Below are 23,599 nucleotides of genomic sequence, written 5' to 3'. Positions count from 1 at the left end.
CCGGGAAACCGCATTGCGCATATGCCCGACCTTACGCCCGACCTTTACGCAGCGGATACGGTTTTTCACGAAGAGGTACCTCGCAGGCGTACGCATCCGGCCACGCGTACGAGTGGGCCGTGCGCGCCGGTTCAGACGGGGCGCACGGACGGCATCGGCAGGATCACCGCGCCCCCCTGCGCCCCCTTGCGGCAGACGTCCCCGCAGGTCGCGTCGAGTGAGCAGCACAGGGAACAGATCGGCCCCGATCGGACAGGGCAGTCGGCGATGTCGGGGAGTTCGTACGCGGCCTCGCAGACCGCGCACACGTGGGTGGCGGTGACGTCCTCGACGGCGACGCCCGGGCCGGTCACCGTATTGGGCCGGGCCAGGTAGTACTTCCCCCTGGTCATCCAGGCGATCAACGGGCACAGCAGGAGGGCGAGTCCGGCGGCGATGAAGGTGGAGAAGGCCTCCGCGTAGGTGCCGAACAGCCCGAAGAAGGCGAGGATCGAAACGGTCGAGGCGATCACCATCGAGCCGAAACCCGCCGGATTGACGGCGTAGAGGTAGGCGCGCTTGAACTCGATGTAGGGCGGGCTGAGTCCGAGCCGCTTGTTGATCACGAGGTCGGCGGCGACCGCGGCGATCCAGGCGATGCCGACGTTGGAGTAGAAGCCCAGCAGCTTGCCGAGCATGGCGAACATGTTCAGCTCCATCAGCGTCAGCGCGATGGCGAGGTTGAGGAAGATGTACCAGACCCGGCCGGGGTGGCGGTGGGTGACCCGGGAGAAGAAGTTCGACCAGGACAGCGATCCGCTGTACGCGTTGGTGACGTTGATCTTGATCTGGGACACGATCACGAAGAGCGCCGCGGCGGGCAGCGCGAAGCCGCCGAGCCACGGGCGCAGGGCCTCGACCTGCGGGGCGATCGGCTCCAGGGCGTGCGTGCGGCCCACCGCCTCCAGGGCGACGAAGGCCAGGAAGGCGCCGCCGAGCTGCTTGGCCGCGCCGATGAGCACCCAGCCGGGGCCGGCGGCGAGCACCGCGAGGTTCCACCTGCGGCTGTTGGCCGGGGTCTTGGCGGGCATGAACCGCAGGTAGTCGGCCTGCTCCCCGATCTGCGCGATCAGCGAGAGCGCGATGCCGGTCCCGAACCCGAAGCCGATCCACGAGAACCCGGACCCGGCGCCCTCGGTCCCGCCGAAGCCGGCGAAGGCGCCCCATGCGCCGGGGGCGTGGAAGGCGAGCACCACGAAGGGCAGCACCAGTCCGATCAGCCAGACGGGCTGGGTCCAGGCCTGCACCTTGGCGAGGGCGCCCATGCCGCGGAAGACGATGGGGATCACGATGAGGGTGGTGACGAGGTAGCCGGCCTCGACCGGCAGGCCGAAGGCCTGGTGCATGGCCTGGGCCATGATCGAGCCTTCGAGCGCGAAGAAGATGAAGGTGAAGGAGGCGTAGATGAGCGAGGTCAGGGTGGAGCCGAAGTACCCGAAGCCCGCGCCCCGCGTCACCAGGTCCATGTCCAGGCCGTACGTGGCGCACGCGCGCGCGATCGGGATGCCGGTCAGGAAGATGACGACGGCGGCGGCCAGGATCGCGGCGGCGCCGCTGGTGAATCCGTAGGCGAAGACGATGGAGGCGCCGATGGCGAAGTCGGCGAGGTAGGCGATGCCGCCGAGGGCGGTGCCGGCTACGGTGCCGGGGCCCCAGCGGCGGAAGGAGTGGGGCGCGTATCTGAGCGAGTAGTCCTCGCGGCTCTCGTCCGCGGCGAGCTTCGCGTAGGTACGGGTCGGCGGCGCCGCCGTTGCGGGGGTGGTGGCGGTATCGGTCATACCGCCGGACGGTAGATCCCCCATGTGACGCCCCGTCACTCTTGGCCGTTGCCCGGCGGTTACACCCCCGGCCCCCTCGTCACGACAGGGTTACACCCTGTGCCCCACTGTCCGCTTTCCGGCGCGCCACCGCTGCGGGGGCCAGCCCCCGAGCCCCCGCTCCTCAAACGCCGGAGGGGCTGAAAGATCCAGCCTCGCCGGCGGACACAGGCCGGGCCAAATCCAGCCTCGCCGGCGTTTGAGGCGCGGGGTTCGGGGCGGAGCCCCGGTCTTTCAGCCTCGCCGGCGTTTGAGGCGCGGGCGCGGAGCGCCGTAGGGGGTTCGGGGCGGAGCCCCGGGGGTGGCGGTTAGCGGACCGGGAGGTGGTAGGAGAGGCGGTAGCGGTCGGCCGGGACCACCACGTCGGCCGTTTCCACCGCGCGCCCGGAGGCGAAGTACGTACGGCCGATCACCAGCACCACGTGCCCCGGCACCCCGCCCAGCTGCACGAGCTCCTCCGCCAGGCCCGGCCGCGCGCCGACCTCCTCCACCACGTTGTCCACGACGACGTCGATCGCGGCCATCCGGTCCACCACCCCGGAGCCGCCCAGCGGCCCCTCCTCCGGCAGCATCACCGGGGTCCGGCCGGTCACGGCGAGCGGCTCCCAGGAGGTCGACAGCATCATCGCCTCCCCCGCGTCGCGGAATACGTACCGCGTCCGCATCACCCGTTCGCCCGGCTCGATGCCGAGCCGCTTCGCGATGTCGGCGGGCGCGGCCGCCTGCTCGCTGTTCGACTCCCACGTGCCGCGCGCCCCCGCGTCCGCCTGCTCCTGCCGGAACGGCGTCGACGCGCCGCCCGTGCGGTAGCCGGAGCGGGCCACGCGCCGCGGGACCGGCTGCTCCCGTACGTACGTACCGGACCCGGACCGGCCTTCGACCAGCCCCTCCGCCATGAGGACCTTGCGCGCCTCCAGGGCCACGGTGTCGGAGACCCCGTACTCCTCGCGGATGCGGGCCTGGGAGGGGAGCCGGGCGTGCGGGGGCAGAGAACCGTCGACGATCTTCCGTCGAAGATCCCCGGCCACGCGCAGATAGGCCGGCTGCTCACCGAAAGTCACTGGCCACTCCCATCAGGTTGACAGACAGCCACACCCTGGCAACCGACGGTTGAAGACCGCAAGCAAGGGCCAGAGTTTCACCCGAAGTGATGAAGCCAGGTCACTCAAACCCGTTACCGCGCGTTACCCCGTCGACGTCAGACCGCCTCCCGCGAGGGCCCCCGGCCGGGTCCGCCGTCCGCGTCCTCCGAGTCCTCCTGGCCTTCCTCCAGCCACTCCGGGATCGCCATCGAAAGCCCGTACGCACCGCGCAGCGCCTGCTCCGTCTCCACGGACATCGCGGCCAGGGCCCGGTCCCACTGCTTGTCGAACTCCCCCGGGGTCTTCGCCTGGGAGGCGCGCAGCCACTCCGCGCGGGCCGCATCGATCGCCTTGAGCTGCGCCGGGACCTTCTTCTCCAGCCCCGGCCGGCCCGCGTGCCCCTGGAGCACCTTCATCTCCTCGCCCAGCGCCCCGTGCACCCGGCGCGCCCACGCCTGGTGCTTCCCCAGCGCCTCGTCGACCTCCTCCTCGGGCGGCCGGCTCATGACGAACTCGACGGCGTTGGCGGCCCGCAGGAAGGCCACCTGCTCGGGCTTGAGCATTGCGGTGTCCTGGCGCAGGCTGCCCCGCAGCTCCGTCGAGGTCGTGCCGATCACGCAGAGCAGCAGCCGGTCCCCCTGGCCCCAGGACTGGCGGGAGGGCGCGTAGTAGAACATCTCCGCGTGCTCGGGCAGCGCCCACGTGTCCATCGCGTACTCGTCCTGGGCCTGCCAGCACGCGTCCTCGGACGCGCGGCGGGCCGCGTCCGAGTCGGGGGTGTCCACCACCCCGTCGAGCCGCTTCGCCGCGGTGACCTCGCCGTGGTGCTTCTCCCCGCAGTCGATCTTGTACATGAGGGGGTGCTCGTCGAGCAGTTCACCGTCCTCGACGTTGAAGCAGTCGCCGGCCCGCAGTTCGTCGACGTCCGTGAGCACGCCCTCGACCTCGGTGTACTCGCTCAGCCCGTCGAAGCGGTCGCCGACCGCCGAGGAGATCCGGTCGGCGGCGAAGAAGAGTCCTCCGGTCATCACCACGGACAGCACCAGGCCGGCGATCGCCAGGACCTTCCCCCGCTCTCGGTTCTTCGAGATCTGCACGAGGGCCGCGATGCCGAAGGCGATGCCGAGCGGCGCGAAGCACAGCAGCCCGGACAGGAACGAGGCGAGGGCGAAACCGTTGAGCGGCGGCGGCTGTTGCAGCCCGTATCCGGGCGGCGGTCCCCAGGCCGGCGGCGGGGACGGCGGGGGCCAGGAGTGGCCCGGTCCGGAAGGAGGACTCGGCGGGGTGCTCACGGGGTCGGACTCCATCGCATCGGGCGTCGCAGGGACATCGCAGGCGCGTCGCGGGACGTCACGGGCGCCACCCCCGGAGGGTGCGAACGCATGCGCGAACGAATGCGCGAAATAGTACGCAGCGGGGGCGACCGACAAGTCGGTCGCCCCCGCTGTTGCTCACGGCCGGGTCACGCGCCCGGCGTCCCGGCTGCTCAGAACTGGAGCGCCCAGGAGTCGATCTTCCCGGTGTCGGCGCTCGCGTTGTCGTTCACGCGGAGCTTCCAGACGCCGTTCGCCGTCTCCGCCGAGGCGTTCACGGTGAAGGTCCTGACGATGTTGTCGGCACCGCCGTTGGCACGGTTGTGCAGGACGTAGACGGTGCCGTCGGGCGCCACCAGGTCCACCTTGAGGTCACCGATGTACGTGTGCTTGATGTCGAGCGGAACCTTCAGCGTCGACGGGGCGTTGCCGGTGACACCGCTGACGGTGATCGGGGACTCGACGGTCGCGTGGTCGTTGATCGCGTAGTCCGCGGTGTTCTCGAAGCGCTTGCCCGGCGGGACGGGGCCCTGGGCGCCGACGTGGAGCAGGCGGTTCGGGGAACCGGTGCCCGGGCCGGTCACGACGTCCGGGGTGGCCGAGTTGACCAGGGCCGTGGCCACCTGGGCCGGGGTGCTGGCCGGGTTCTGCGAGAGGTAGACGGCGGCGGCGCCCGCGACGTGCGGGGTGGCCATCGACGTGCCGTTGATCGTGTTGGCGGCGGTGTCGCCCGTACCCCACGCGGAGGTGATGGAGGAGCCCGGCGCGAAGATGTCGAGGACGGTGCCGTAGTTGGAGTAGCTCGCCTTGGCGTCCGCGCTGGTGGTGGCGCCGACCGTGATGGCCTCGGTGACGCGCGCCGGGGACTTGGTGGAGGCGTTGCTCGACTCGTTGCCCGCGGCCACGGCGTAGGTGATGCCGGAGGCTATGGAGTTGCGGACGGCCGCGTCGAGCGCGGAGTCCGCGCCGCCGCCGAGCGACATGTTGGCCACGGCCGGCTTGACGGCGTGCTGGGTCACCCAGTCGATGCCCGCGACGACCTGGGCCGTCGTACCGGAGCCGCTGTTGTCGAGCACGCGCACGCCGACGATCTTGGCCTTCTTGGCCACGCCGTACGCGCCGCCCGCGACGGTGCCGGCGACGTGCGTGCCGTGGCCGTTGCCGTCCTGGGCGGTGTTGTCGTTGTCGATGGCGTCGTAGCCGTAGGAGGCGCGGCCGCCGAAGTCCTGGTGCGTGATGCGGACACCGGTGTCGATGACGTACGCGGTGACGCCCTCGCCCGCCTGGTCCGGGTACGTGTAGCTCTGGTTGAGCGGGAGCGCGCGCTGGTCGACGCGGTCCAGGCCCCAGGACGGCGGGTTGGGCTGGGTGGCGCTGACCGTGAAGGTCCGGTTCTGCACGACCGACTTGACCGCCGGGTCGGCGGCGAGCTTCTTGGCCTGCGCCTCGGAGACCTCGACGGAGTAGCCGTTGAGGGCCGCGCTGTAGGTCTTGTCGATCTTCGCGCCGTAGCGCTTGGCGACGGCCTTGCCGCTCGGGGCGGTCGAGCGGGCGGCGGTGTCGTTCAGGGTCACGATGTAGCTGCCGGGCACCGAGCCGGGGGCTCCGGCGTTCTGGATCACGCCCCGTACGCCGATGTCTGCTGCCGAGGCGGGCAGCGCGGCGGCCGAGCCGAGCGCGAGGGCCACGACCGCGGTCGCGCTGATGCCGGCGATTTTCCGGCTCCTGTGACGCATCACGGGCATGTGACGGGTCCTCCTCATAGGTGGTGCACTGCGGGGGGGGGTGGAGCGGTACCGCGCAAGCGTGGCCATGACAAAGCAGATGGCCCAACGGGCTGCCGCCTTCGAAAGGTTGGCCCAGCCCCGGCGCGACCCACGCGAGGACAGCGGACGCGTAACATCCGTGCCATACAGCGGCCATGATCGAGCGAAGGCGATCCGCACATGACGCACGCAACCCCCGGTTACGTCTGCTCAGAGGACGGTACACGCGCGGACGTCCGGACTGCGCCTTGGGGGTGCCCGGTCTGCGGCGGGCCCTGGGACCTCGATTTCACGCCGGATCCGGCCGCGCCGCTGGAGCCGGCCGCCGGGCCGAATTCGCTGTGGCGGTACGGGTCGGCGCTGCCGCTGCCGGGGGCGTTCTCGCTGTCACTGGCGGAGGGTCACACTCCGCTGGTTCCGCTGGCGGAGCGGGTTCACGCCAAGCTCGACTTCCTGATGCCGACGCTGTCGTTCAAGGACCGGGGCGCGGTGATGCTCGTGGAGCTGGCCCGGCGGCTGGCTCCGGAACGGGTCGTGGCGGACAGCAGCGGCAACGCGGGGACCTCGATCGCGGCGTACTGCGCCCGGGCCGGGCTCGATTGTGAAATCTATGTGCCCGAGGGCACATCGGAGAAGAAAACGGAACAGATGCGGGCGCACGGGGCGCTCGTGCGGGTGGTCCCGGGCGGGCGCGAGGCCGCGGCGCAGGCCGCCCGTACGGAGGCGGACGCGCCCGGGGTCTTCTACGCGAGCCACGTCTTCAACCCGTACTTCCTGCACGGGACCAAGACGTACGTGTACGAGGTGTGGGAGGAACTGGGCGGTCGGCTGCCGGAGGTGCTGGTCGTGCCGGTGGGCAACGGGACCCTGCTGCTGGGGGCCGCGCTGGCCGTGGAGGAGCTGGCGCGGCGCGGGGTGCGGCCGCCGGCGCTGATCGCGGTGCAGTCGGAGGCGGTGGCTCCGCTGGCCACGGCCTTCGCGGCCGGCGCCGAGGACGCGGATCCGGTTCCGCAGCTGCCGACCCTGGCCGAGGGGATCGCGATCCCCGCGCCGCCGCGCGCCCGGCAGATCCTGGCGGCGGTCCGCAAGTCCGGCGGCACCTTCCTGACGGTCCCGGACTCCCGGCTGCGCGAGGCCCAGCGGGACCTGGCCCGGCGCGGGCTCTTCGTCGAACCGACGGCGGCGGCGTGCTGGGCGGCGGTGGGGCCGGGCGCCCCCGCCGACCCCTTGCAGGGCCGCACCGCGGTAATCCCCCTCTGCGGCGCCGGCACCAAATCGGGCCTGGCCCCGTAGCCCGCCGGCCTCCGCCCGAACCGGCGCCTCAAACGCCGGCGAGGCTGAATGGGCAGCCCAGCACCGTAAGCCCCTGCGGGCCGCCCTCCTGGGCTCCGCCCAGACCCGCGCCTCAAACGCCGGCGAGGCTGGATTTTCCAGCCTCGCCGGCGTTTGAGGCGCGGGGTCCGGGGCGGAGCCCCGTTCCCTTGGGCCCGGCCTTGATGTCGGAAAACCGCGAGTCCGGGCGCGTCCGGTCTGGTGGAGTGGGGTCATGACCACGAATTCTGACCTCGCCGCCAAGGCCACCGCGTTCGCGGCCCTGCACACCCCCGCGCACCCCCTCGCCCTCGCGAACGCCTGGGACGTCGCCAGCGCCCGCGTCGTCGAGGCCACCGGCGCCCCCGCCGTCGCCACGACCAGCGCCGGCGTCGCGTGGTCCCTCGGCTCGCCCGACGGCGACGCGCTCGCCCGGGACCGGGCCCTCGACCTCGTCGCCCGCGTGGTCTCCGCCGTCTCCGTCCCCGTCACCGCCGACATCGAGGGCGGCTTCGGCGCCGACCCCGCCGCCGTGGGCGAGACCGTCGCCGGGGTGCTCGCCGCCGGCGCGGTCGGCATCAACATCGAGGACGGCCCCCACCGCGCCCCCGCGGAGATGGCCGAGCGCCTGGCCGCCGCCCGGGCCGCGGCCGACGCCGCCGGGGTCCCGCTCTACATCAACGCCCGCGTCGACACGTACCTCAGGGGCCTCGGCGACCCGGCCACCCGCCTCGACGAGACCCTGGCCCGCGCCGCCGCCTACCTCCGCGCCGGAGCCACCGGCGTCTTCGTGCCCGGCGTGCTCGACCCGGCCACCGTCGCCGAGCTCGCCAAGGGCATCGACGCCCCCCTCAACATCCTCCTCGGCCCCGACGCCCCGACCGTCGCCGCCCTCGGCGCCCTCGGCGTGTCCCGCGTCAGCCTCGGCTCCTGGGTGGCCGAAGCCGCGTACGCCGTGGTCCGCCGCGCCACCGAGGAGCTGCTCTCCGACGGCACGTACGGAGCCCTCGCCCACTCCCTCCCCTACGGCGATCTGAACGCCCTTCTCAAGGGCTGAGATATCAAGAAGCCTGCATGGGGCAACGACCATAGGATCCGGTCATGCGCACATCAGCTCCGGTGGAGGACAAGGCGGCGTCCGCGTCGCGCGGCAGGATCACCGGCGCGGTCTGGATCGCCCTCGCCCTGGTCTACGTCGTCTGGGGCTCGACCTACCTCGGCATCCGGGTCGTCGTCGAGACCATGCCGCCCTTCCTCTCCGCCGGAGCCCGCTTCATCACCGCCGGCCTGCTGCTCGTCGCGGCCGTCGCCTGGCGGTACGGTCCGGCCGCGCTCAAGGCCACCCGTGCGCAGCTGGGCTCGGCGGTGCTGGTGGGTCTGCTGCTGATCCTCGGCGGCAACGGCCTGGTGGTGCTCGCCGAGACCTCCATCCCGTCCGGCCTGGCCGCGCTGCTGGTCGCGGCGGTGCCGATGTGGCTGGTGGTGCTGCGGGCGAGCACCGGCGACCGGCCTCCGCTGCGCACCCTGGGCGGGGTGCTCGTCGGCCTGGCCGGGCTCACGGTGCTGACCAGTCCGGGCCTCAGCGGGACGGTGCGGCTGTCGGGGGTGCTGCTGGTCCTGGTGGCGTCCGTCCTGTGGTCGCTGGGCTCGTTCTCGGCGTCGAAGCTGCCGCTGCCGGGCAATCCGTTCGCGGGCAGCGCGTACCAGATGCTCGCCGGCGGAGTGGGCGGGGTGGTCGTCGGCCTGCTGCGCGGTGAGCACCGCGGCCTGGACCCGGCGGCCTTCTCCACCGCCTCCTGGCTGGCCCTGGGCTACCTGGTGCTCTTCGGCTCGCTCGTCGCCTTCACCGCGTACGTGTGGCTGCTCCAGGCCGCGCCGCTGTCGCTGGTGGCCACGTACGCGTACGTCAATCCGGTCGTGGCCGTCGCGCTCGGCGCGCTGATCCTCGGCGAGGCCCTGACCTGGCCGATCGTGGTCGGCGGTGCGATCGTCGTGGCGGCGGTGGGCGTGATCGTCAGTACGGAGCGCAAGAAGTAGCGGGTACGGGGCGCGGGCTCAGCCCCGCGCGGCCTTCTCGTAGAGGGCCTTCGCGTGCTCGTCGAACAGCGCGGCCGTGGAGTCCACGTCCGTGTCCCCGCCGCTCAGCACCCCGATCAGCCGTCCCGCGTGGTCGGCCCCGCCCCGGTCGGCGATCCAGGGGCTGCCGCTGGTGCCCGTCCAGAACCCGGCGCAGCTCATGTAGAGCATGTCGGGGTCCTCGTCGTCGTGGCGGGTCTGCGTCGTGCAGGAGACGGGCTTGTTCTGCGGATTGTGCTCGGACTCCGGATAGCCGACGACGGTCACGTCCCGGTCGTACCCGGAGGTCCATTCGGGCTTCGGGGCCTCGGCGCGGCCGCCGACGGCGTCCTGGACGCTGCGCCCGTCCTCGTCCGGAGCGATGGTGAGGAAGGCGAAGTCGGCGGTGTCCTCGCCCCACTTCGTCCAGCGGTCGTCCACGTGGATCGAGCGGACCTTCCACACCCCCAGCGGCTGGGTGCCGGCGCCCTCGCCGGAGAAGGCGGGGGCGAAGGAGAGCTCGCCGATGGCGAGGCCGTCGTGGGCCACCTCGCCCGGCCGGCCGTCCTCGCCGGCGGGGGCCACGCAGTGCGCGGCGGTGGCGACGACGTTGCCCTTCGGGCTGTCGACGACACTCGCCGTGCACCAGTGCTCGCCGCCCGCCATGAGGACGCCGACGCTGGGGAAGGGCAGCACGGGGTGGTCGCCGGGCGCCTCCAGGAACGCGACGGCGCACACCGCGGCGATCCCCGCGGCGGCAGCCGCGGAGGCCCCCTTCACCACCGTGCTCATCGCACGGCGGGATCGGGTGTCGGTCCCTTCATCACCTTGCTGATCCACTCCAGGGAGCCCTCCCTCATACCGCGCACGTACGACTTTCCGTTGTGCTCACCATCCTGGATCACCTGCAGCGAGGTGTGCACGGGGCCCCTCCCGTAGTCGCTCATGAACTTCTCGGCCTTGTCGCGGCCGCTCTCCGCGGTGCCGATCTGGAAGTTGATGTAGACGTCCGGCCCGCCCGCCTTGATCAGCTTCTCGGCGAGCTTCTCGGGGTTGTTCTCGTCCATGGCCTGCGTGTTCCCCTTCCACAGCGGGGAATCGGGGACGATGTCGACCCCGCTCGCGATGGCGGCCTTGAACCGGTCGGGGTACTTCAGGACGTGCTTGAAGGCGCCGAACCCGCCGGCGGAGGAGCCCATGTAGGCCCAGCCGTCGCGGGAGGTGAAGGTCCGGAAATTGGCCTTCGCGAAATCCGGGACGTCTTCGACCATCCAGGTGCCCATCCTGGGCTCTCCGGGGATGTCCGAGGCGTCGAAGTGGTGCTTGGTGTCGGCGTTGTGCACCGGCATGACGAGGATGAAGGGCAGGCTGGTGCCGGCCTTGGCCCCGTCGCTCACGGCCTTCTGCAGGCCGAGGCCGGGGCCGGTCCCCCAGTAGTTCGTGGGGTAGCCCCGGCCGCCGGGCAGGGAGATCAGGACCGGGAAGCCGCTCTTGGCGTACTTCGGGTCGTCGTACTCCTTGGGCACCCACACCCACACGTCGCCCGTGAAGCCGGACTTCTTGCCGGTGAGGGTGGTCCGGCCGATCTGCGTGCCGTCCGGCAGCCGGTTGGTGCGGACGAACCGGGCCGCCGGCCCGGTGGGCATGAGCACCTCGGGCGGAACGTCGGCCGCGACGGCGGCCTTCTCCTGGACCTTCCCGAAGGAGACCGGATCCCCTATGTCGGAGAAGAGGCCGAACTTGTAGGCGGCCGCTCCGCCCCCGGCGAGGGTGAGGGCGAGGCCGCCGCTGATCAGAATCAGGCGCAGGCGGTGGGGGCGACGGCTGCCCTTGGTCATGGGGCTGCCGTCGCCTTGCTGGTCATGCTGCACGGTTTTTGTCCCGTTCCTTCTCCGGCGCTCACCTCGGAGCGCGGGCCGGACCGATCGGTCCCCCTTACACCCTTTACAGAGGTATGAACGACCGGATGGGTTGCCTGGGACGGGCGGGACGTGGTGAGCACCACGTGGCGGCCGGACGGCGGCCACGCGGTGCCCGCGCGGGGGTCGGCGCAGGGTCCGACACTGGGGCCGGCGCGGGGCCGGCGCGGGGTTCAGCCGGCTTCGGGCTTCGGGCCCTTCAGCACCTTGCTGACCCACTCCAGGGAGCCTTCCTTCATGCCCCGGACGTAGTGCCAGCCGTTGTGCTCGCCGTTCTGGATGTCGCGGATGGTGGTCTTGACGGGGCCCTTGCCGTACTGCTGCACGAATTTCGTCATCCGCTCCTTCCCGGTCTCCTTGGTGCCGATCTGGAAGTTGATGTAGACCTCGGGGCCGTTGGTGTCGATCAGCTTCTTCGCGAGCTTCTCGGGGTTGTTCGCGTCCATCTCCGCCTGGTGGCCCTTCCACAGCGGGGAGTCCGGGACGATCTCGCCGCCGCTGGCGATCACGGCCTTGAACTTGTCCGGGTGCTGCAGGACCGTCTTCATGCCGACGAAGGCGCCGGAGGAGGAGCCCATGAAGGCCCAGCCGTCACGGGACTTGTACGTACGGAAGTTGGCCTTGGCGAAGTCCGGGACGTCCTCGGCCATCCAGGTGCCCATCTTGGCCTGGCCGGGGATGTCGGAGCCGTCGTAGTAGTACTTGGCGTCCGGGTTGAGCACCGGCATGATCACGATGAACGGCAGGCTGGTGCCGGCCTGGACGCCGTCGCTGATGGCCTTCTGGAGGCCGAGGCTGCGGTCGGACCAGTAGTTGGCCGGGAAGCCGTTGCCCCCGGGGAGCGCGATGAGCACCGGGAAGCCGCTCTTGGCGTACTTCGGGTCGTCGTACTCCTTGGGCGCCCACACCCATACGTCGCCCTCGAAGCCGGACTTCGCGCCCGCGAGGCGGGTCTTGGCGATGATCGTGCCGTCGTCGAGCTTGGTCGTCTGCTTGAAGTCGGACTTCGGGCCGGTCGGCATGAGCACGTCCGGGTCGCCGGAGGGCTTGGCCGGGGTGGCCGGGGATCCTGGCTCGCTCTTCTCCGGGGCCGGGGGCGGGGTCTTGCCGAAGCTCACCGCCTCGCCGTTGCCCGAGAACCAGTCGAGCTTCCACGCGGCGAAACCGCCGCCGCCGAGCAGGAGCGCGAGGGCGACCACCGCGCCGATCCATATTCGGCGCCGGGAGCGCCCGGGCCGCGGGGGCCCTTCGGCGGGGGGCTGCTCGCCGTACTGCGGGTGCGGGTGCGGGTGCGGGTGCGGGTGGTGGTGCTGCGTGTGCGGCTGCTGCTCCTGGTACCCCTGGTGCTGCGGCTGCTCGTAGCGTCCCTGTCCCTGTCCCCGGGGCGGGTACTCCTCGTACGACGGCTGGTCATCAGGCCGCGGGCGTTGCGGGTACTGGTGCACGAACTTCGCTCCGAACGGTCTTGACTGCCCCCGGGGGCAGAACGGCTGGGCATCCCCTAGTGCTGATGCGCGGAACCTCCGCACAGTTCCAAATCCGAGCAAAAAATGACGGGGATCTCGGTGGACCGCGGGCCGTCAGCGCTGGGCGTCGAGCACGTCCGCGCACCGCCCGAGCAGCTCGACGAGCAACTCCCGCTCCTGCGGACTGAATGCGGCCGCGAGCGCCCGCTCCACCCGTACGGCGCCGGAGTCCGCCAGCTCCATCACCGCGCGCCCTTCGTCGGTGAGCCGGGTCTCCAGCACGTTGCGGTGCCATTCGTGCGGGGTCCGCTCGATGAGCCCGCGCTCCTGGAGGTTCTTCAGGACGGTGTTCATGGTCGGCGGCGTCACCCCGCACAGCCGGGCGAGCGCGGCCGCTGAGATGCCGGGCTTCTCGGCCAGCCAGAGCAGCGCGCCGTACTGCGGAACCGTTACTGCGGCCGGCTTGCACGCAACGTTCTTCGCCGCGAGGAGTGCCTGCTCGGCGCGCTTGATGTGCGCACCGATGCGCTCCTCGGGGGGCATGGAGGTCATGCCCGCATCCTACGGCCCTTGCATGCATTAGAGCTCTAACTTATCTTCGATCTCACACATCGAGAAGAGGACACCTGTTCATGCGTGCACCGCAGAAGAAGTTCCTGCCCACCACGGTCCTGGCGCTCACCACCGCTCTGGCCGCGGCCCTCACCGTGGGCGCGGCACCCGCGCAGGCGACCGACGGCCGGATATCCACGGCCTTCGCCCTGCCCGGCGCGAAGGTCTACCCCGAGGGCATCGCCACGGACCCCCGCACCCGCACCGTCTACGTCGGCTCGTACGCGGACGGCACCGTCTACCGGGCCCGCCCCGGCCGGGCCGAGGCGGAGGTGTTCCTGCCCGCCGGCACCGACGGCCGGCACACGGCGAACGGCCTGCGGGTCGACGCCCGCGGCCGCCTGTGGGTGACGGACTCCACCGCGGGCGTGGCGGTCTACGACACCGCCACCGGGGCGCGGATCGCCCACTTCGAGGTGGCCGCGGGGAGCTCCGCCCGCTTCGTCAACGACCTGGCCGTCACCCCGGACGGCACCGCGTACCTGACCGACAGCATCCGCGGCGTGGTCTACCGCGTGACCCCGCAGCAGCTGGCCGCCGGCAGCGGCGTCCTGACCGAGGCCTACGACCTCGCCCCGGTCCTGCGCCCCCGGCCGGCGGGCGGGTTCAGCCTCAACGGCATCGTCTCCGACCGGACCGGCCGCTACCTCCTCACCGTCGACATGGTGGAGGGCGAGCTCTTCCGGATCGACCTGCGCACGGGCGCCGTCCGCCGGGTCGCCCTCACCGGCGGGGACCTGAAGGCCGCCGACGGTCTCGACCTCTCCCCCGACGGCACCCTGCGCGTGGCGCACAACACCACCAATACGCTGACCCGCTGGCAGCTCTCCGCGAACGGCACCCGCGCCCGGCTGACCCGTACGATCACGGACCCGTCGCTGCAGATCCCCACCACCCTGGCCCACACCCCGGGCCGCACGCTGGTGGTCCGTTCCCAGTTCGACAAGGGCGGTCCGATGTCCCCCGGCTCGGGCACCCCGACCACGTTCACGATCGCCGCGGTCCGCGGCCTCTGAGCCCGGCGGCGACGACGGCGCGGCCGGCGCTGCGCAGCACCCGGTTGCTGCGGCCGGCCGCGCGCACCCGCGCGTTCGACACCGTGCGCTTTCCGCGGATTTGCGTGACGGTCGAAATCCGGCCCATTTGCCTTCTTAAAACAGCCGTGACCGGTAAGCGGACGACCCGCGGCCATCCGCCCGCACCCGCCCGGACGGAGCGAACCGAGTGGTCAGCCGCAAGCGAGTGGCGGACGATCAAGGCTTCGCCGACCTCAATAACTGACGCACCCTCATAAAGCCCGGCGCTGCCCGTACCGAACCGGAGGGAAGTCGCACGGGACAGATGGCCATCGCACAGCAAGTAAGGCTCTGACCGGCAAAAAGGCCCTTTCAAGTTGGAACGAGCTCAGTTAGATTGAGTCGCCGTACAGATGACCGACAACCCCTTACCCGTAGTTGCAGCTCATTGGAGGAGGAAGTATGTCCGCCGACAGATCCGAGCGCCATCTCGTTGTCGTCAACGAGGAGGAGCAGTACTCAATCTGGCCCGAGGGAAGGGAACTCCCGACCGGCTGGCGAGCCGTGCAGGAACCGGCGCCCAAAGAGCAGTGCTTGGAATACATAGAAACGCACTGGACCGACATGCGGCCTTTGAGTCTGCGCCGCGCGATGGTTGCCGAAGAAACCATTCCGGTTATGGCCGAGAGCTCGATTCAGGGCGAGCCCGCCGTTCATGATTGATCGCGACTCACCTCCGCAGAACGCAGCAGCCGAACGCACCGTGCTGACAGCAGAGGACGTGATACGCCTACTTGATCCGAAGCGCGCCGTGCCCGCAACCGTGGAGATTCACGGCGAGCCCTGGATCGGCAAGACCCGGCTGCTGCAGCAGGTCCTCGAGACGGCGAGACTGCAAGGCTGGGCCGTCGCCCACGCCGCGGCGGGCCCCACGGCGAGCTCTTCGCCCTACCAGCTCTTCTCCGACGCCTTCGAGGAGATCCTGTCCGAACGGGCCGAAGCCGTGCTCGAGGCCGTACCGGTCGCCCACCAGCGTGTCCTCGGCCTGGTGTTCCCCGCCCTGGAGCGGAAGTCCCAGCCCGGCACCGCGCCTTCCCCGCCGACCGTACCCGCGGGAGCCGTGGGATCGGCGCTGCGTCAGGCGTTACGCGAACTGGCCGGGCCGAACGGCCTGGTGCTGGCGCTGGACGACATCCACTGGGCGGACCCGGCCTCACTGGACCTGCTGGAGAGCCTCGTGCGCAGGCCGCCCAATGTCCGCCTGCTCATCCTGGTCGCCCATCGGAACCGGCAGTCGTCGCTCCGCCTACGCGGACTACTGGCATCCGTACCCGGATCACACAGGGTCGGACTCGGCCCCTTGCCCGAGCACGAACTCGCCGCGCTTTTACCGAAGGGGATGGCCCGACCTCTGCGCAAGACCCTCCTCGCCCGTGCGGGCGGCAATCCGGGACTGCTACTGGCCCTGTCGGATTCCCCCGGCTCCTATGAGGGAACCGCACCGGACGGTTCGGGACCCGCGCCCTTCACCCGCCTCCTGGACGAGTTCCGCGCCGTGTCCGACGACGGCTGGCTCGCCGCACAGTCCGCCGCCATCCTGGGCGACAAGTTCACTCTGCAGGAGATGCGGTCCGTGGCCGCGCTGCCCACCGAACGTCTTGTGAGTGCCATAACAGAGCTTCTGCGCGAGGACATTATCCGGATTTGTGGGAAAGCGGACGTGGACGCCTACCGCTTCCGCCATCCCATACTGCGGGAGACGGTTTACCACACCACCGGTGACGAATGGCGGCTGGCCGCTCATTCCGCGGCCACCCAGCTCATGCGGCTGCCTGCCCCGTCCACCTATCCGGCGCTCGAACCAATGCCGTCCCGGACATCTGTGGCCGACCAGGTCCGTTCAAGACTTCTGCCGAGAGAATCCGGCCATTTTCTTGCCGACGAGACCCGGCATTACGGGCAGCGTGTCCGCACGGGTAAGGCCCTGGTCGTCGCAGGACGGCCGAGGGAGGCTCTCGACATACTCGATCGGACCTCGCGGCCCGGCACCGATGTTCCGCTCATCGTTCGCGCGGAGGCGGCCGAGTGGCGGGCCTGGGCCCAGCGTCTGCTGGGCAGGCACGCCCTCGCCGAGTCGCTGCTCGAGACGGTGCGGGCAGAGGTGGCCGACGAACCCGAGGCACTGGCGCTGGTGGAGCTGGCGCGGCTCGCGGTCGTGCTGGAACGGGGGAACCTGCCCGACAGTGAACCACCGGCGCTGCGGTGGGCCGACGGACAGCGCGACCCGCTGGCCCGTGCGTACACCTGGGCACTGCTCGGCGCCCAGGAGGCGGACTCGGGCCGCACCGGCCAGGCTGCCGGCCGGCTCCTCGAGGTGGCCGACCTGCTCGACGGTCTGGAGGACATCACCCTCGTCGGACGGCTCGACGCGCTGTACTGGCTGGCCAGGGCCGAGGCGCGACTGGAGCGGAACACCGAGGCCGTACGCCACTTCGAGCGGGGGCTCGGCATCGCAGCGGCGTATGAACTCGAGTACCTGATCCCCCAGTTCGCCACCGGGCTCGCCGAGGTCTGCCTGCGTCTCGGGCGAGTCGACCTCGCGATCGAGTCGGGACGCCAGGCGATACGCGCTGCGGACCGGATCGGGGGTGACTGCCTCATGGCCGAGGCCGGTGCCGGGCTCGCCCGGGCCTTGTGGATCAGCGGCGACCAGGCGACCGCCCGATCCACGGCGCGCAGGGCCGCGGAGCAGGCGGAGGCGTGGCGGGAGCCGTGGGCGGACCGAGTGCGCCTGTCGCTGCTCGAGATGTCGTTCGACACGGGTGACCAGGAACTGTGCAAGGGGCTCGTGTCCTTCGGGACCGTGCGGCGCGCCGCCACGTTCCCGATCATCACGCTGGTCCCGGCCGTCGGTGAGGTCCTCGCCCGGCTGGAGTCACAGTGGAGTGGCTCGGACGCAGAGGCGGGGCGCTGGGCGACGGTGGCCGAAGAGGCTGCCGGCCGACTGCAACTGCCGGGTGCGACCGGACTGGCGCTGCTGGCCCGCGCGCACCACCAGCGGAGCGCTGATCCGCTCACGGCCGCCGCCTTCGCGTCCAGTGCGGTGGTCACGCTGACCAGGGCGGGGCGGCTGCTCGACGTGGCCCGCGCACACCTGGCCGCTGCGGCGGCCTGGACCGTAGTCGACCCTGCGGTGGCACACAGCCAGCTCAACGAAGCACGGCTCTTGCTGGACGGATGCGGGGCACACGGCTATCTGGAACGCACGGCCGGCCTGGCCCCGAGCGGGCCCCGTCAGTCGGTCGACGACCGGCTGACCCGGCTGAGTGGCCGGGAACGGGAGATCTCAGTGCTGGTCAGCGACGGCTACACCAATCAGCAGATCGCCCGCGCGCTCCAGCTCAGTCACAAAACGGTGGAGACGCATCTCGGCCGGATCTTCAAGAAGCTCAAAGTCGTTTCGCGGGCCCAGGTCGCCACCTCGATCGGCCGGTCGACCAGGATCACGGACTCGCAGTTCTCCGACCGGCCGGCGGTGAGCGGCGGCCCGGACCGGACCGCGTAGCGGCTCGCCCGCACCGGTGCCGGAGTACGCGCCGAGCCCGGATCCTCCCACCCTGGGGGCGGGAGGATCCGGGCGGGCGGGACCTGGCCCGCCACAGCGCCGAGACCGTCACCGACGGAGCCGGCGCCCCGGCAGTCAGCTCCGCTCGGTGGAACCGGAACCCGCCGGCTCCAGCTCCGCGGCGCGCTCCGACGCCTCGGGACCGTCCTTCGCGTCCGAGGGGACCGGATCCGGCTTGAGGCCGAACAGGCTGAGCAACGGACTCGTCATGGCGGTGGTGATCAGGGCGACGAGCGTGAGGATCGCCAGGAGCCGCTGGTCGATGATCCCCGCCTGGTAGCCGATCTGGATGACCACGAGTTCGGTCAGACCGCGGGCGTTGAGCAGCACCCCGAGAGTGAAGGCGGGCCGCCAGGCCATTCCCGTCATCCGCGCCACCAGACCGGGCCCGAGCACCTTGCCGATGATGGCCAGGGCGAGGAGACCCGCCAGGGTGAGCAGCGACGAGGCACCCCACTCCAGAGCGCCGAGGTCGAGGGTGAGCCCGAAGCCGAAGAAGAAGAACGGCAGCAGCACGGACGCGGCCGTACTCACCAGACGTTCGGCGGCCACCACGGCCGTACGGTTGCCCTTGGGCCAGGCCACGCCGACGAGGAGCGCGCCGATCAGCTGGTGCAGTCCGATGCTCGCGGTCAGCGCGGCCGTTCCGGCGATCAGTACGACCAGGAGCACCATCGTGTTGCTGCCGTCCCGGTCCTTCTCCATCGTCGGCCACTTGACGAGGAGCCGGCGCAGCGGGCCGAGGTAGAGCACGGTGATGACGACCGCGGCGAGGCCGTTGAGCAGCAGGCCGGCCGGGCTCGAACCGTGGGCGCCGGCCAGGATCGCCGCGAGGAACAGCCAGCTTCCGCCGTCGCCCACCGCCGACGCGAAGAGACTGAGCCGCCCCACCGGGGTGCGCATGATCCCCAGGTCGGTGAGGATGCGCGCCAGTACGGGGAAGGCCGTGATGCTCAGGGCGCAGCCCACGAAGAGCACGAACGCGAGGGGGTGCACGCCTTCCTTGGCGTAGCCGAGGAGCAGGACCGCTGCCGCCGTACCCATGGCGAAGGGCACGAGCATCGATGCCTGGCTGATCAGGAGGGGCTGCGCCGCCGCTCCGCGAAGACGCATCCCCGACAGTTCCCGGCCCACGCCGAACATGAAGAGTACGAGGCCCAGTTGGGCCAGCCCGTTCAGCAGTTGCTGCGCCGAGTGCGGGAACAGCCATTCGGCCGCATCCGGAGCGAACCTGCCGAACAGCGAGGGGCCCAGGGCCAGACCCGCGCAGATCTCACCGATGACCCGGGGCTGACGCAGCCACTCGGCCAGGAGACCGCCCAGGCGGGCCACGGCCAGAATCACCGCCGTGGCGAGCAGGAAGTGTCCGGATATATCCAGACCATGGCTGCTCGTCTTGCCCGAGGCGCCTTCGGCCTCGTCACCCCAGACCACCGCGGCGATCACTCCGATCACCGCGAGGGGCAGGACACCCCCCACCAGTAACGCCCCCCAGGGGCGCTGCTTCTTCTCGTCATCCGAACGAGGCAACCACGCCATGACTCCCCTACCCACTGTCGACCTTCCTGTGTAGATCGCCAAGCCGAGGGTCGGATGGCGTCTCAGAGTTCGTACGACATGCCCTCGAAGATCATGTCGCGCATCAGCTCGCTGGCGCCCGCGGCGATCGTCCCCGCCATCGCGTCGCGGTAGTGGCGGGCCGCCGCCGAACCCTCGGCATAGCCCCGAGCACCGTGGTACTGGACACAGACCTGGGCCGTCTCGACCGCCAGTTCCGTCGCCTTGAGTTTGAGGATCGAGGCGGTCTGGCTGTCCAGGTCGCCTTGGCTGTGACGCCACGCCGCCCGGTAGGCGAAGTGCCGTACCAGCTCGAACTCCGCCACCAGATCCGCCAGCCGGTGCTTGACCGCCTGCTTGGCGGCGAGCGGCGCGCCTCCCACCCGGTGCTCGCGGACGAACGCGCCGAGCAGCGCGAGGCAGGAGTGGACGCCGCCCACAGCGAGGATTCCGGCGACCAGCCGCTCGAAGTCCAAGGCCTTCATCAGGTGCATCAGCGCGCGGTCCTGGCGGCCCAGCAACTGATCGTGGCCCACTTTGACCTGGTCGAAGTCGATGCGGCACACATCCGCGCTGCGCATGCCGAGCATCGGCTCGGGCCGGCGGGTCACCCCGGGGCTGTGGGCGTCGACGAGGACCAGGCTGGCCCCCGTCAGGCCTCTTTCCGAAGTGGCCTGACGGGTCCTGACCAGCGTGACGATCAAGTCGGCCTGGGAGCCGTTCGCCACCGGCCGCTTGCAGCCGTTGACGTAGCGGCCCGACTCGTCGGCCGTCAGGGCCTCCGTGGCGAGTCTGCTCAGATCCGAGCCCGCCTTGTCCTCGCTGATCGCCAGCGCGACGACGAGCTCCCCGCTGCGGATCTGCGGCAGGTACCCGGCCTTCTGCTCGGCGGTGCCGAACAGCTCCAGATAGGACGCGGCCATGTAGGCGTGCACCCCGACGGCCGCCCGGACACCGGCGTATCCGGTGCGGCCCAGCTCCTCCAGGAAGACCGCGCTGCGCAGGAAGTCCTCGCCGCTGTGCCCGAACCCCAGCAGGCCCTGCTCGCCCAGCGCCCGCCACCCCTTGGCCGGGATGTGCGCACTGCGCTCCCAGTCGTCCGCGTGGGGCAGCACCGACTGCGCGAGAAGGTGCCGGATCCGCTCCCTGAACTCGCCGTGCCCGGCGAAGGCGTACGGGTCTCGTATGGCCGAGTCTGCGTCCGGGCTCACTTGACGGAAACCACCGTGTGGTCGTCCAGGATCTCCGTGATCTTTCCGGTGATCTTGAAGACCGCGTGGGGCGTGCCGGCGGCGGCCCAGGTCTCCTCGAAGGCCAGCAGGTCCTCGTCGACCAGCAGGGTCAGCTGCTCGCGGTGGCACAGCGGCGGCACGCCGCCGATGGTGTACCCGGTCGCCTGCTTGACGAACTCCGCGTCCGCCTTGCCGATCTTCCCGCCGACGTGGGCCGCGATGGCCTTCTCGTTCACCCGGTTCGGGCCGCTGGCGAGCACCATCACCGGCGCGCCCGTCGATTCCACGCGGAACACGAGGGACTTCACGATCTGCGACTTCTGGCAGCCCAGGGCATTGGCCGCGTCGTCCGCGGTGCGGGTCGAGTCGGGCAGTTCGACCACGGTCAGGTCCAGACCGCGCTCGTGGAGGGCCTCTTGGAACTGCTGCGCCCGCTTGCTGATGGTCATACCGGCATAACTCCCGTTGCCTGAAGGTGAGATGAGAGCAGTACTCGGCGGTCGACCTTACCGGTCGCCGTCAGGGGCAGCGCTGTACAGAGATGGATGCCGGAGGGAACCATGTACCCCGGCAGCCGTGCTCTGAGGTGCGTCCGCAGCCCCTCGGGTGTGATGTCCTCGCCGTGCGGCACGACGAAGGCGATGAGTGCCTTCTCTCCCGTCGCGCGCTCGGCGACCGTCACGTAGCTCTGCTTCACCGTGGGATGGGCTCCGATGTGGTGGGCCACTTCCCCGAGTTCTATGCGGAACCCGCTGACCTTCACCTGGTCGTCCTGACGCCCCTGGAAGACCAGGTCTCCGTCGGCGCGCAGATAGGCGCGGTCACCCGTGCGGTAGAGGCGCTCGGGCACCCCGTCCACCTCGCGGTCGATGAACCGCTCCCGGGTGATGTCGGGCATGCCCAGATACCCCGGCGAAAGGCCCGCGCCCGCCAGCAGTACCTCGCCGGTCTCGCCCGGTGCGCACAGCGTGTCGCCGTCCACGACGTACAGGCGGGTGTTCTGGATCGGCCGGCCGATGGGGAGCGCCGGATCCTCCGGACGCAGTTCCCTGACGGGGTGGAAGGTGGCGAAGGTCGTGCACTCGGTGGGGCCGTACACGCTGACCAACCGGTCCCGGCCGTAGTGCCGGAGCGCCTTCTCGATGTGCCTGAGGGAGTGTGCCTCGCCGCCCGTGAGAATGGTCTCGAGGCCGCCGAGGGTCTCGGGCGCCTCGTCGACGACCGTGTTGAACAGGGCCGTGGTCAAGAACAGCACGGTGACCCGGTGATCGTCCAGGACCCGCTTCAGCTCGGACAGGCGTACGTGCTTGCCGGGGTACAGCACGCAGGTTCCCCCGTGGAGCAGCGCGCCCCAGATCTCGAACGTCGCCGCGTCGAAGGAGATGGGCGCCAGCTGCAGCAGCGTGGTGTCCGCGTCCAGGCGCGCGTACACGGCACCGAACACCAGCCGCGCGATCGCGCGGTGCTCGATCCGGACGCCCTTGGGCCTGCCGGTGGAGCCCGAGGTGAAGTTGATGTAGGCGATGTCCAGGGGTCCGACGGGCACGTCCGGGTTCGTCCGGCCGCGAGGCGGCTCGGCGTACACCGCCGGAACGACCTCGTACTCGGGAAAACGCCCGGCCAGTGCCGGATCCTGATCGGTGAGCACCCTGCGGCAGTGCGCCTCGCCGAACAGGATCCGCAGCCGCTCGTCGGGCCACGAGGCGTCGAAGGGCAGGTAGGCGGCTCCGCACTTGAGCACCGCGAGCAGGCCGACGATCAGTTCCGGGGACCGCTCGATGCAGACCCCGACGGCGTCTCCCGGGCGCACGCCCCGCATCCGCAGTACGTCCGCCAGACCGTTGGCGAGTTCGTTGAGTTCGCCGTAGGTCAGCGTGCGGTCGCGGTGGACGACGGCCACCGCGTCGACGTGCCGGGCCGCACAGTCCTCGAAGAGTTCCTTGACGCCGGCCCCGTCGGGAAAGGGAGCGGCGGTCCGGTTGATCTCCTTGTGGATCGACAGCGCCTCAGCCGTGCAGGCCAGACTCTCCACTGACGTCCCCCAATCGGGCGTTGATGACATCCAGCAAGGGCCGGCGGTGCGTCTCCAGGAAGAAGTGCCCGCCCGCCACGTCGAGCAGCTCGCAGTCCCGCTCGGTGAAGTGCTTCCAGTCCCGCATGGACTCGTGCCCGTCGATCGGGTCGTCCTGGCCGTACAGGGCCGTGACGGCGACGTCGACGCCCTTGCCGTGCCGGTCGCCCCACAACTCGGCCAGCCGGATCTCGGCGCGCGTCGTCGGCAGGAAGAGCCTCATCAGGACTTTGTCGTTCAGGACTTCGGCCGGGGTGCCGCCCATGTCACGCAGGGCGTCGAGGAACCCGCTCTGCGACAACTCGTGCATGTACGGGCGGCGTTGCGGGTGGTTGGGGCTGCGGGATCCGGAGACGAAGAGCCGGCGGGTGAGGTCGCCGTGCTCCGCTGCCGCCACATGGGCCAGTTCGTAGGCGAGTCGGGCCCCGAAGCTGTGGCCGTAGAAGGCGTGGGGCTCGCTCAGGTAGGGGGCCAGTGCCGCGTAGGTGTCCGCGATCAGCGGCTCCCACTCGGTGTAGAGGCCGTCGGCCAGTCTCGGCCCCCTGCCGGGAAGTCTGACAGCGAGCAGCTCCACGTGGGGGCTCAGGCCGTCCGCCCAGGCCCTGAAGAGATCGGGGCTCCCACCCGCATAGGGGAAGCAGATCAACCGGATGACCGGCGCCTCGGACGCTCCCCGGAGCTTCATCACCCATCTGTCGCTGTCAGACCGCACCATGGC

The 23,599-nt window shown here is 70.8% G+C and carries 19 protein-coding genes; 6 read left to right on the top strand and 13 right to left on the bottom strand.

The annotated features are described in order from the left end of the window. Nucleotides 1-131: 131 nt before the first annotated feature. The 4 genes from ACIPYQ_RS08215 to ACIPYQ_RS08200 form a co-directional block, all read right to left on the bottom strand. Nucleotides 132-1,817 carry a purine-cytosine permease family protein gene (locus ACIPYQ_RS08215; RefSeq protein ID WP_401247400.1) on the bottom strand — a complete coding sequence of 562 codons (1,686 nt, stop codon included), beginning with the start codon at nucleotides 1,815-1,817 and terminating at the stop codon, nucleotides 132-134. Nucleotides 1,818-2,164: 347 nt separating this feature from the next. Beyond that, nucleotides 2,165-2,917 carry a GntR family transcriptional regulator gene (locus ACIPYQ_RS08210; protein ID WP_362232802.1) on the bottom strand — a complete coding sequence of 251 codons (753 nt, stop codon included), beginning with the start codon at nucleotides 2,915-2,917 and terminating at the stop codon, nucleotides 2,165-2,167. 137 nt (nucleotides 2,918-3,054) lie between these two features. Continuing rightward, a complete protein-coding gene (locus ACIPYQ_RS08205; RefSeq protein ID WP_401247397.1) occupies nucleotides 3,055-4,230 on the bottom strand; it encodes a DUF4190 domain-containing protein in 1,176 nt (391 codons plus the stop codon). A 194-nt stretch (nucleotides 4,231-4,424) separates the two neighbouring features. Beyond that, a complete protein-coding gene (locus ACIPYQ_RS08200) occupies nucleotides 4,425-5,996 on the bottom strand; it encodes a S8 family peptidase (protein WP_401247394.1) in 1,572 nt (523 codons plus the stop codon). A gap of 201 nt (nucleotides 5,997-6,197) precedes the next feature. Between ACIPYQ_RS08200 and ACIPYQ_RS08195 the strand changes: the two genes are divergently transcribed. The 3 genes from ACIPYQ_RS08195 to ACIPYQ_RS08185 all read left to right on the top strand — a co-directional run bounded on the left by ACIPYQ_RS08195 (nucleotide 6,198) and on the right by ACIPYQ_RS08185 (nucleotide 9,365). Then, a complete protein-coding gene (locus tag ACIPYQ_RS08195) occupies nucleotides 6,198-7,310 on the top strand; it encodes a threonine synthase (protein WP_401247392.1) in 1,113 nt (370 codons plus the stop codon). Between the two features lie 253 nt (nucleotides 7,311-7,563). Beyond that, nucleotides 7,564-8,385: an isocitrate lyase/phosphoenolpyruvate mutase family protein gene (locus ACIPYQ_RS08190; protein WP_401247389.1), complete on the top strand. Its 822-nt coding sequence runs from the start codon at nucleotides 7,564-7,566 to the stop codon at nucleotides 8,383-8,385. 44 nt (nucleotides 8,386-8,429) lie between these two features. Beyond that, nucleotides 8,430-9,365, top strand: coding sequence for an EamA family transporter (locus ACIPYQ_RS08185; RefSeq protein ID WP_361760366.1), 936 nt, complete (start codon nucleotides 8,430-8,432; stop codon nucleotides 9,363-9,365). An 18-nt stretch (nucleotides 9,366-9,383) separates the two neighbouring features. Here the strand turns inward: ACIPYQ_RS08185 and ACIPYQ_RS08180 are convergent, their stop codons facing one another. From ACIPYQ_RS08180 to ACIPYQ_RS08165, 4 genes are all read right to left on the bottom strand, one after another. Further along, nucleotides 9,384-10,175: a trypsin-like serine peptidase gene (locus ACIPYQ_RS08180; protein ID WP_401247386.1), complete on the bottom strand. Its 792-nt coding sequence runs from the start codon at nucleotides 10,173-10,175 to the stop codon at nucleotides 9,384-9,386. Next, nucleotides 10,172-11,254 carry an alpha/beta hydrolase gene (locus ACIPYQ_RS08175; RefSeq protein WP_401247383.1) on the bottom strand — a complete coding sequence of 361 codons (1,083 nt, stop codon included), beginning with the start codon at nucleotides 11,252-11,254 and terminating at the stop codon, nucleotides 10,172-10,174. The genes ACIPYQ_RS08180 and ACIPYQ_RS08175 overlap by 4 nt, the downstream gene beginning before the upstream one ends. A 221-nt stretch (nucleotides 11,255-11,475) precedes the next feature. Continuing rightward, a complete protein-coding gene (locus tag ACIPYQ_RS08170; protein ID WP_401247380.1) occupies nucleotides 11,476-12,747 on the bottom strand; it encodes an alpha/beta hydrolase in 1,272 nt (423 codons plus the stop codon). 135 nt (nucleotides 12,748-12,882) lie between these two features. Then, nucleotides 12,883-13,320, bottom strand: coding sequence for a MarR family transcriptional regulator (locus tag ACIPYQ_RS08165; RefSeq protein WP_362233685.1), 438 nt, complete (start codon nucleotides 13,318-13,320; stop codon nucleotides 12,883-12,885). Nucleotides 13,321-13,400: 80 nt separating this feature from the next. On the opposite strand from ACIPYQ_RS08165, the gene ACIPYQ_RS08160 reads away from it, so the two are divergent. The 3 genes from ACIPYQ_RS08160 to ACIPYQ_RS08150 all read left to right on the top strand — a co-directional run bounded on the left by ACIPYQ_RS08160 (nucleotide 13,401) and on the right by ACIPYQ_RS08150 (nucleotide 17,961). After that, a complete protein-coding gene (locus ACIPYQ_RS08160; protein ID WP_401247377.1) occupies nucleotides 13,401-14,396 on the top strand; it encodes an SMP-30/gluconolactonase/LRE family protein in 996 nt (331 codons plus the stop codon). A 462-nt stretch (nucleotides 14,397-14,858) separates the two neighbouring features. Next, nucleotides 14,859-15,119 (top strand): MbtH family protein, encoded by a 261-nt coding sequence (locus ACIPYQ_RS08155; protein WP_401247374.1) that lies wholly within the window; start codon nucleotides 14,859-14,861, stop codon nucleotides 15,117-15,119. A gap of 88 nt (nucleotides 15,120-15,207) precedes the next feature. Continuing rightward, a complete protein-coding gene (locus ACIPYQ_RS08150; protein ID WP_401247371.1) occupies nucleotides 15,208-17,961 on the top strand; it encodes an AAA family ATPase in 2,754 nt (917 codons plus the stop codon). Between the two features lie 135 nt (nucleotides 17,962-18,096). Here ACIPYQ_RS08150 and ACIPYQ_RS08145 read toward each other — a convergent pair whose 3' ends face one another. The 5 genes from ACIPYQ_RS08145 to ACIPYQ_RS08125 all read right to left on the bottom strand — a co-directional run bounded on the left by ACIPYQ_RS08145 (nucleotide 18,097) and on the right by ACIPYQ_RS08125 (nucleotide 23,566). Then, complete coding sequence (locus ACIPYQ_RS08145) at nucleotides 18,097-19,551, bottom strand: cation:proton antiporter (RefSeq protein WP_401247368.1); 1,455 nt, start codon at nucleotides 19,549-19,551, stop codon at nucleotides 18,097-18,099. A gap of 71 nt (nucleotides 19,552-19,622) precedes the next feature. After that, entirely contained in the window at nucleotides 19,623-20,789 is a 1,167-nt protein-coding gene (locus tag ACIPYQ_RS08140; protein WP_401247366.1) for an acyl-CoA dehydrogenase family protein, read from the bottom strand. Further along, nucleotides 20,786-21,259, bottom strand: coding sequence for a YbaK/EbsC family protein (locus ACIPYQ_RS08135; protein WP_401247363.1), 474 nt, complete (start codon nucleotides 21,257-21,259; stop codon nucleotides 20,786-20,788). Before ACIPYQ_RS08135 ends, ACIPYQ_RS08140 begins: the two co-directional genes overlap by 4 nt. Further along, entirely contained in the window at nucleotides 21,256-22,842 is a 1,587-nt protein-coding gene (locus tag ACIPYQ_RS08130; protein ID WP_401247360.1) for an amino acid adenylation domain-containing protein, read from the bottom strand. Before ACIPYQ_RS08130 ends, ACIPYQ_RS08135 begins: the two co-directional genes overlap by 4 nt. Beyond that, on the bottom strand, nucleotides 22,817-23,566 hold the full coding sequence (locus ACIPYQ_RS08125) for a thioesterase II family protein (protein WP_401247358.1): 750 nt from the start codon (nucleotides 23,564-23,566) through the stop codon (nucleotides 22,817-22,819). Before ACIPYQ_RS08125 ends, ACIPYQ_RS08130 begins: the two co-directional genes overlap by 26 nt. Between the last annotated feature and the right edge of the window lie 33 nt (nucleotides 23,567-23,599).

Origin of the sequence: Streptomyces sp. NPDC090045, assembly GCF_044747975.1 — a bacterium.
Classification (GTDB): domain Bacteria; phylum Actinomycetota; class Actinomycetes; order Streptomycetales; family Streptomycetaceae; genus Streptomyces.
This window is presented reverse-complemented; position numbering and strand designations above follow the sequence as displayed.